Annotated in this window: 6 protein-coding genes; 5 read left to right on the top strand and 1 reads right to left on the bottom strand. The window is 62.4% G+C overall.

Annotated elements, in window-relative coordinates; translation table 11 throughout:
• Positions 1-111: 111 nt before the first annotated feature.
• Positions 112-741, bottom strand: coding sequence for a LysE family translocator (locus J1N02_RS24400; protein WP_027603110.1), 630 nt, complete (start codon positions 739-741; stop codon positions 112-114).
• A gap of 159 nt (positions 742-900) precedes the next feature.
• Between J1N02_RS24400 and J1N02_RS24395 the strand changes: the two genes are divergently transcribed.
• From J1N02_RS24395 to J1N02_RS24375, 5 genes are all read left to right on the top strand, one after another.
• A complete protein-coding gene (locus J1N02_RS24395) occupies positions 901-1416 on the top strand; it encodes a sigma-70 family RNA polymerase sigma factor (RefSeq protein ID WP_053132260.1) in 516 nt (171 codons plus the stop codon).
• Complete coding sequence (locus J1N02_RS24390) at positions 1403-2353, top strand: FecR domain-containing protein (RefSeq protein ID WP_421147913.1); 951 nt, start codon at positions 1403-1405, stop codon at positions 2351-2353. The genes J1N02_RS24395 and J1N02_RS24390 overlap by 14 nt, the downstream gene beginning before the upstream one ends.
• A gap of 106 nt (positions 2354-2459) precedes the next feature.
• Positions 2460-4946 (top strand): TonB-dependent siderophore receptor, encoded by a 2487-nt coding sequence (locus J1N02_RS24385; protein ID WP_414887448.1) that lies wholly within the window; start codon positions 2460-2462, stop codon positions 4944-4946.
• 430 nt (positions 4947-5376) lie between these two features.
• Positions 5377-6816: an undecaprenyl-phosphate glucose phosphotransferase gene (locus J1N02_RS24380; protein ID WP_098479963.1), complete on the top strand. Its 1440-nt coding sequence runs from the start codon at positions 5377-5379 to the stop codon at positions 6814-6816.
• Positions 6816-8276 carry a mannose-1-phosphate guanylyltransferase/mannose-6-phosphate isomerase gene (locus tag J1N02_RS24375; RefSeq protein ID WP_169899750.1) on the top strand — a complete coding sequence of 487 codons (1461 nt, stop codon included), beginning with the start codon at positions 6816-6818 and terminating at the stop codon, positions 8274-8276. The genes J1N02_RS24380 and J1N02_RS24375 overlap by 1 nt, the downstream gene beginning before the upstream one ends.

Raw genomic sequence — 8276 nt, 5'->3', positions numbered from 1 at the left:
GCGCAGCCCCGGCGCGAGCAAGCTCGCTCACCACAACAAGCTCGATCACCACAACAAGCTCGTTTGGCCACAGACCGCTTGCTCGCCGCACAATCCCTTCACCTCATGGGGTCAGGTTGGGCGCGACATCACCGCCAGGCGCACCGCCAGCACGCTCAGCACCGTCGCCAAGCCCCATCTCTGTAACCAGGCGCCTCTTGGGCGCCTGGCGAAGAAGCGGCTCAGCACCCCGCCGAAAATGCCCAGCAGCAGGTGAAACACCCCAGCGATCAAGGTCAGCACGCCGCCCAACAGCATCAACTGCACGGCGATGGAGCCGGCCTGCGGCCGTACGAACTGCGGCAAAAACACCACAAAAAACAGCAACGCCTTGGGGTTGAGCAGGCTGTTCAGCATGGCCTGCAGAAACACCCGGCCAAGGGGCACACGGTGCAGGTGGGCAGTATCTGGCCCAGGTTTTTTCTGCAGCGTCTTGAACACCAGCCACAGCAGGTAGACCACACCCGCACAGCGGATCACGTCAAAGGATGGCGGCCAACTGGCGACCAACGCCGTCACCCCGCTGGCGGTCAATGCGCTCAGCAGTATGTCGGCCACACCGATGCCCAGGGCCGAGGCCACTCCCCCACGCCAGCCGTGAGTGACGCCATGGCTGATCACAAAGGCCATGTTCGGCCCCGGGGATAACAGCAACAACAGCACAGCACCTGAAAAAACCGCCAGGGTCCCAAGGTCGATCATGCTCAAGCCCTCCACCGGGAAAGCCTGCAGATTAGTGCGTGGGCCCGGAGCGAACAAAAAATTGTGCTGGATACATTGTTCATCGGCAATTGCGAATGGCCACGACCAGCGTCTAGAATGCGAAACATTATCAATTAAGACTGCTGCGCCAGGATGCCCATGTCGAGCGATCACCCACTGGACCATGCCGCCATCGGCCAGCTTTACCACACCCATCACTCCTGGCTGCGCGGCTGGTTGAGCCGACGCACCGGTTGCCGTGAACGTGCCGCCGACCTCGCGCAGGAAACCTTTGTGCGCCTGCTCAACGCACGCAAACAGCAGGCCGTACTGCAGCCGCGCGCGTACCTGAGCAGCATCGCCCGCAGCTTGATGATCGACCAGTACCGGCGCCGCGAACTGGAGCGCGCCTACCTCGAAAGCCTTGCGCATTTCCCCCAGGCCGACGTGCCGTCGGAAGAAACCCGCCTGCTGATTCTCGACAGTCTGGAACGCATCGACCGCCTGCTCGACCAGCTCAAGCCGCGGGTGCGTGAAGCGTTCCTGCTGGCGCAACTGGACGGCCTGACCTGCGCTCAGATCGCCCTGCGCCTCGGGGTGTCCAAGGCTACGGTGGAGCGTGACCTGTCCAAGGCGCTGCACGCCTGCTATCGGTTGCGCTATGCCGACCTCTGACCCGCGCCTGGTCGACCAGGCTATCCAGTGGATGATCAAGCTGCGTTTCAACGTCGCCGACGACGCCAGCACCGCTGCGTTCGAGCGCTGGCTGCACACCAGCGCCGAACACCAGCAGGTCTGGCAACGGGTGGCGACGATGAATGATGAGTTCAGCCACCTGCCCGCGCAGGTCGGCCGCCACGCCCTGCACGGGGCGCGTCGACGTATCAGCCGGCGTGAAGGGTTGAAGCTGCTCGGCCTGGTGGCCGGTGCGGCCGGCCTGACCTGGTTCGGCCGCGACTGCACCCCGCTGCCCGCCTTGATGGCCGACTACCGCACTGCCACCGGCGAACGGCGTTGGGTGGCGTTGAACGACGGCAGCCGCATCCAACTGAACAGCGCCAGCGCACTCGACACGGCGTTTACTCAGGAACGACGCCTGGTGCAGTTGCGCCAGGGTGAAATACTGGTCAATCCCGGTGCCGACACGCGGCCCTTCTGGGTACAGACCCGTGACGGTTACCTGCGCGCCCTCGGCACGCGCTTCCTGGTACGCGAAGAGCCCCAAGGCACCATGCTCGCCGTGCAGCAGGGCACGGTGGCGGTGTTTGCCGACAACCACGCCGCCGGCGCGCGCCAAGTGGTCAACCCCGGCGAACAGGTGCTGTTCGACCGCAGTGGCATTCGTTCTCTCGCCTCCAATGGCCTGGACCCTTGGGCCTGGAGCGATGGTGTGATCAGCGCCCGGGACATGCGCCTGGATGCTTTCCTCGCCGAGCTGGGCCGCTACCGCAACGGCCTGCTGCGCTGCAGCGAAGCGGTGGCCGGGTTGCGGGTGTCGGGCACTTATCAGTTGGACGACACCGATGAGGTGCTGGGCCTGGTAGCCCACTCACTCAAGCTCGATGTCACTTACCGCAGCCGCTACTGGGTGACCGTCACCGCCCGCGTTTAACATTCTCGAAAATAAATGAGGTGAATTCTCATTGCCGCTCGACCTGTAAGGAAAGGCCGATCAACAGGCCGGTTCTGTTCACTTCCTTCAGGAGCATCCCGCGGTCATGCACGCGTTCCCCTTCCCACGTTCACCCCTCAAGCACGCGGTGCACGCCGCCTTGCTCGGCGCCTGCCTGAGCTGCGCAACCGCGCCGCCGTTCGCATGGGCCGAAACGCCGGCCAGCGACACCCAGGCCCGCGACTGGAACATCGCCGCCGGTTCCCTGGCCACGGCCCTGGACCAGTTCGCCCGCCAGGCCGGCATCAGCCTGTCGTACGACGCCACCAGCGTCGCCGGCAAGACCAGCCAGGGCCTGAGTGGTCGCCTGGACCGCGAGCAGGCGCTCGACCGGTTGCTGCGTGGCCAGGGCCTGCAAGCCCAGCGCCAGGGCAACAGTACCTGGCTGCTGTTGCCGCAAGTGGCCGACAGCGGCGCGCTGAACCTGGGCGCCACCACGGTCACCGGTGAGCGGTTGGGCACCACCACCGATGGCACCGGGGCCTACACCACAGGCGCGGTGACGATCGGCAAGGGCGAACACAGCCTGCGGGAAACGCCGCAATCGGTGAGTGTGATGACCCGCCAATTGATGGATGACCAGAACCTCACCACCATCGATGACGTGATGGAACGCACGCCCGGGATCACCACTTACGAATCACCCATGGGCGGCAAATATTTTTATTCCCGTGGTTTCAAGATGCTCGGCCAGTACCAGTACGACGGCGTGCCCCTGGACATGGGCAAGGACTACGTGCAGGCCGACAGCTTCAGCGCGAACATGGCGATCTACGACCGCGTCGAAGTGCTCAAGGGCGCGGCGGGCATGCTCAAGGGCGCCGGCACCGCCAGCGGCGCGGTGAACTTCGTGCGCAAGCGGCCCCAGGCCAAGCCCACCACCAGCCTGTCGCTGTCCGCCGGCACCTGGGACAACTACCGCGCCGACGTCGACACCGGCGGCCCGCTGAATGACAGCGGTACGGTGCGCGGCCGCGCGGCGATCAGCCAACAGAATCGCGGTTCCTACATGGATATTTCCAAGCGCCAGGACCAGGCTTTCTATGGCGCCCTGGATGTCGATCTCAGCGCCGACACCACCCTGGGCTTCGGCGCCAGCCATGAAGACGTCGACGCCACACCGTGCTGGGGCGGCCTGCCGCGCTATGCCGACGGCAAAAGCGCCCACCTCAGCCGCTCCACCTGCCTGGGCCAATCCTGGAACGACTGGCAAAGCCGGCGCACCACCTTCTTCGCCGACCTCACCCATCACTTCAACGATGACTGGAAACTCAAGGTTGCGGCCGTGCACAGCCGCAACCTGCAAGACACCAAATACGCCGCCAGCGAAGGCACCATTGCCTACGGCAACCCGACGCCTACGGCCAACTCCTATGCGGCGCTGATGGACTACGACCACAAGGACTTCGGCCTCGACGCCTATGTGGACGGCAAGTTCGAAGCCTTCGGGCTGGAACACGAACTGATCCTCGGTGCCAATGGCAGCCGTGGTACCCAGGACGATGTGTACGCGATCCAGAACCTGCCCAGGCGCCAAGGCATCTACCAACCCGACCACCATTTCCCGGAGCCGGCCAACAGCACCTTCTGGCCGAACATGTATCGCGGCGGCACGGTGAAGGAAACCGCCACCCAGTACGGCGCCTACACCACCTTGCGCCTACGCCTGGCCGAGCCGTTGATGTTTATCGTAGGCAGCCGCGTGAGCTGGTACGAGAACCGTCGCCAGTCCAACAACCTGGCCTGGGGCGAGTGGGCCTTGCAGGATGCCCGCACCCGGGAAACCGGTGAAGTGACGCCGTTTGCCGCACTGATCTACGACCTCAACGAGCACCTGTCGGTGTACGCCAGCTACGCGGATATCTTCCAGCCGCAAAGTTCCTATGCCACGCTCGATGGCGCCGCGCTCAAGCCGAAGATCGGTGACAACTACGAGCTGGGTATCAAGGGCGAATGGTTCGACGGGCGCCTCAACAGCTCCCTGGCGCTGTTCCGCGCCGTCGAGAAAAACGCGGCCGAATCCGACTACATCGCCCAGTGCCCGACCTCCGCCGACGGCTATTGCTACACCGACAGCGGCAAGGTGCGCGCCCAAGGGGTGGAGGCGGAAATCAGCGGTGAAGTGCTCGAGCGCCTGCAGGTATCCGGCGGCTACACCTACACCCAGACCAAGTCCCTGAAGAACATCGATACCGCCCTGGAGGGCGGTACGTCCAACACCTACGTACCTCGACACATGCTGCGCATGTGGGGCGACTACCAGCTCGACGGCGCCCTGTCGAAATGGAGCGTGGGCACCGGCGTCAACGCCCAGAGCAGCAATTACCGCGTGCAGACCATCAAGCTCGAACAGGCCGGTTACGCAACCTGGAGTGCCCGTGTGGCGTACCGTATCGACGACACTTGGACCGTCGCACTCAACGGCAACAATCTATTCGATAAAAGCTACTACAACACTGTCGGAACAGCCTCCTGGGGCAACTTTTATGGCGAACCGCGAAATTTTACGGTGAGTTTGAAAGGCAACTTCTGATCTGGCGAAAGTCCCGCAGGCAGGGCACTTCGTGCGCCCTGCCAACCCCTCTTTGTCCCCCCTTCCTACCGCCTTTGAAAAAAGGTTTTTCCTTTATGCAGGAAAAATCCTGCATTTGTTTCTACACTCAAAAACACACCCAATCACCGCGTACCCGGACAAGGAATGTCAATAAAATGCCGAACAAAATACTGGTAAACCTGTCTGCCCTGCCATCTCCGCACCACAGTCAATTAATTGACAGATTGATTAAGGTAACACTCCTGTAGTCACTACCCCCGCAAATTCCCTTCAAATGGATAGCTGCATTTGAATTGATAGTTGCGTATTACCCAGAGTAGCCGTAGTTGGAAGTGCTCTCTAAAGCAGTTCGCTGCTTTATTGAACAAACATCCAAACAATAGCTCTGGCGTGCAATGAGGGATGTTTTATGCGAGAGAAGTCGTCCGTCGACAGCCTGTTTTTAACGCGCGCCGGTTTTGTTGAGTTCTTTGTTGTTTTCGTCAAGTTCATACATGGCCTGAGTGCCATTTTGCCCCCGCTGATCCTGGTGATGTTCATCGACCCGATGGACCCCGAACTGCGCGGGCACTTCCTCGGCCTGCTGGTATTTTTCGCGGTCCTGACGATCATTCTGTTCCAGGCCCTGGGCATCTATTCCGAAGAACTGTTCAGCAACCGACTGCGCCTGAAAACCAAGGTGAAGGCATGGTCGGCGGCGTTTTGCATCCTGTTGTTCATGTACCAGATCCTGCAGTTTTTCCCGCAATTGACCCCGCGTAACCTGGTGGCCTGGTACGTCGCCAGCCTCGGGTTGTTCTGCCTTGAGCGCCTGCTGATGCTGCGCCTGTACCGCAGCCTGATGCGCAAGGGCAAATACCTGCAACGTACGGTGATCCTGGGCTTTACCGACACCGCCATGCACGTCGCCGACCACCTGCAACGCAACGGTGATATCCGCTCCGGCCTGATCGGCTTTATCGACGATCGCACCGAGCGGATCCCCAAGGAATTGAGCAACCTGCCCCTGCTGGGCAACACCCGTGAGCTGGAAAAACTCATCCGCGCCGAGCAGGTCAACCAAGTGATGATCTGCCTGCCCTGGGCCGCCGAGCAGCGCATCCACGGGCTGGTCAATCGCCTGCGGCAGATGTCGGTCAACGTGATGCTGGTGCCCGACATGGCCGCCCTGCGCTACGGCCATAGCCGCATCACCGATGTGGGCGGGATCCTGATGTTCAACACCTCGCAATTGCCGTTGCGTGGCTGGTCGCCGGTGATCAAGCGCCTGGAGGATGTGCTGCTGGCCAGCCTGGCCCTGGTGGCGCTGTCCCCTGTGATGGTCGCGACGGCGATTGCGATCAAGCTCGACTCCAAAGGGCCGATCCTGTTTCGCCAGAACCGCTTTGGCTACAACGACAACGAAATCCGCGTGTTCAAGTTCCGCTCGATGTACACCGACCAGAGCGACTTCACCGCCGAACGCCAGACCACCCGCCAGGACCCGCGCATCACCCGGGTGGGACGCATCATCCGCAAGACCAGCATCGACGAGCTGCCGCAGTTGTTCAACGTGCTGCTGGGCAACATGTCCATGGTCGGCCCGCGCCCCCATGCCACGGCGACCAAAGCCGCCGGCATACCCTTCGAAGTGGCGGTGAGCGAGTACAGCTCGCGCCACCGCGTGAAACCGGGGATTACCGGCTGGGCGCAGATCAACGGTTACCGGGGTGAGACCGACACCCTGTTCAAGATCCAGAAACGTGTCGAGTACGACCTGGAGTACATCTCCAAGTGGTCGGTGTGGTTTGACCTGTACATCGTTTTCATGACGGTCCCGGCCGTCCTTTCCACCAAGGAAGTCTATTGATGAAGACCCTCAACGGATTAATTCCCTGCATCGTTTCCGGTGGTTCGGGCACTCGACTGTGGCCGGTGTCGCGGCAGAACATGCCCAAGCCCTTCATGCGCATGCGCGATGGCCAGAGCCTGCTGCAAAAAACCTTCCTGCGCGCGGCCAAACTGCCCGGCGTGGAAAGCGTGCTCACGGTGACCAACCGCGACCTGTTGTTTCGTACCCTCGATGACTACCGCGGAGTGAACAACGCCCGCCTGCCCCTGGACCTGCTGCTGGAACCGTTCGGTCGCAACACGGCGGCGGCCATCGCCGTGGCGGCCCTGCATGTGCAGGAGCATTTCGGCGGCGACGCACAGTTACTGGTGATGCCCGCCGACCATCTGATCCTCAATGAAGTGGCGTTCGCCGAGGCCGTGACCCAGGCCCGCGACCTGGCCGAAGCCGGCTACCTGGTGACGTTCGGCATCCAGCCCGACCACCCGGAAACCGGTTTTGGCTATATCGAGCAAGGCGAGGCGCTGAGCCATGGCTACCGGGTCAAACGCTTCGTCGAGAAACCCGACCTGGCCACCGCCCAGGCCTACCTGGACGGCGGCAAGCACCTGTGGAACGCCGGCATGTTCTGCTTCAAGGCCAGCACCCTGGTGGATGAGCTCGCCACCCATGCACCCGACGTGCTGGAGGCCGCACGCGCCGCGCTGGAGCACAGCCAGAGCCTGCAGAACACAACCTCGCGCCAACGTGAACTGGATGCGGATGCGTTCGGCAGTGCCCCGGATATTTCCATCGACGTGGCCTTGATGGAAAAGTCCCGGCATGTGGCCGTGGTGCCCTGTGACATTGGCTGGAGCGACATCGGGTCCTGGGAAGCGCTGCGCCAGCTCACCCCCAGCGATGCCCATGGCAACCAGATCAATGGCGAAGCGATTTTGCATGACGTGCACAACTGCTACATCGACTCGCCCAAGCGCGTGTTGGGCGCCGTGGGGGTGCGCGACCTGATCATCGTCGACACCCCCGACGCGCTGCTGATCGCCGACGCCCACCGCAGCCAGGATGTGCGCCATATCGTCGCCGAGCTCAAGCGCCAGAACCATCCGGCGTACAGCCTGCACCGCACGGTGACCCGGCCGTGGGGCACCTACACCGTGCTGGAGGAAAGCAGCCGTTTCAAGATCAAGCGCATCGTGGTCAAGCCGCTGGCCTCGCTGTCGTTGCAGATGCACCACCACCGCAGCGAACACTGGGTGGTGGTCAGCGGCGCGGCACAGATCACCAATGGCGACCGCGAGTTCCTGATCAACGCCAACGAGTCCACCTACATTCCCGCCGGGCACAAACACCGGCTGACCAACCCCGGCATCATCGACCTGGTGATGATCGAAGTGCAGAGCGGCGAGTACCTGGGCGAAGACGACATCGTGCGCTTCGACGACATCTACGGCCGCGCGCCTGCCGAGGCGAAGAAATGA

Origin of the sequence: Pseudomonas sp. NFX5 (genome assembly GCF_049132125.1) — a bacterium.
Lineage (GTDB): Bacteria > Pseudomonadota > Gammaproteobacteria > Pseudomonadales > Pseudomonadaceae > Aquipseudomonas > Aquipseudomonas marginalis.
The sequence above is the reverse complement of the archived record's forward strand: the minus strand, read 5'-3'. Positions and strand labels throughout refer to the sequence as shown.

What these genes read in the sequence shown, in the direction of transcription:
- J1N02_RS24400 (WP_027603110.1), bottom strand. Translation starts at nt 741, where the DNA reads ATGATCGACCTTGGGACCCTGGCGGTTTTTTCAGGTGCTGTGCTGTTG.
- J1N02_RS24395 (WP_053132260.1), top strand. Translation starts at nt 901, where the DNA reads ATGTCGAGCGATCACCCACTGGACCATGCCGCCATCGGCCAGCTTTAC.
- J1N02_RS24390 (WP_421147913.1), top strand. Translation starts at nt 1,403, where the DNA reads ATGCCGACCTCTGACCCGCGCCTGGTCGACCAGGCTATCCAGTGGATG.
- J1N02_RS24385 (WP_414887448.1), top strand. Translation starts at nt 2,460, where the DNA reads ATGCACGCGTTCCCCTTCCCACGTTCACCCCTCAAGCACGCGGTGCAC.
- J1N02_RS24380 (WP_098479963.1), top strand. Translation starts at nt 5,377, where the DNA reads ATGCGAGAGAAGTCGTCCGTCGACAGCCTGTTTTTAACGCGCGCCGGT.
- J1N02_RS24375 (WP_169899750.1), top strand. Translation starts at nt 6,816, where the DNA reads ATGAAGACCCTCAACGGATTAATTCCCTGCATCGTTTCCGGTGGTTCG.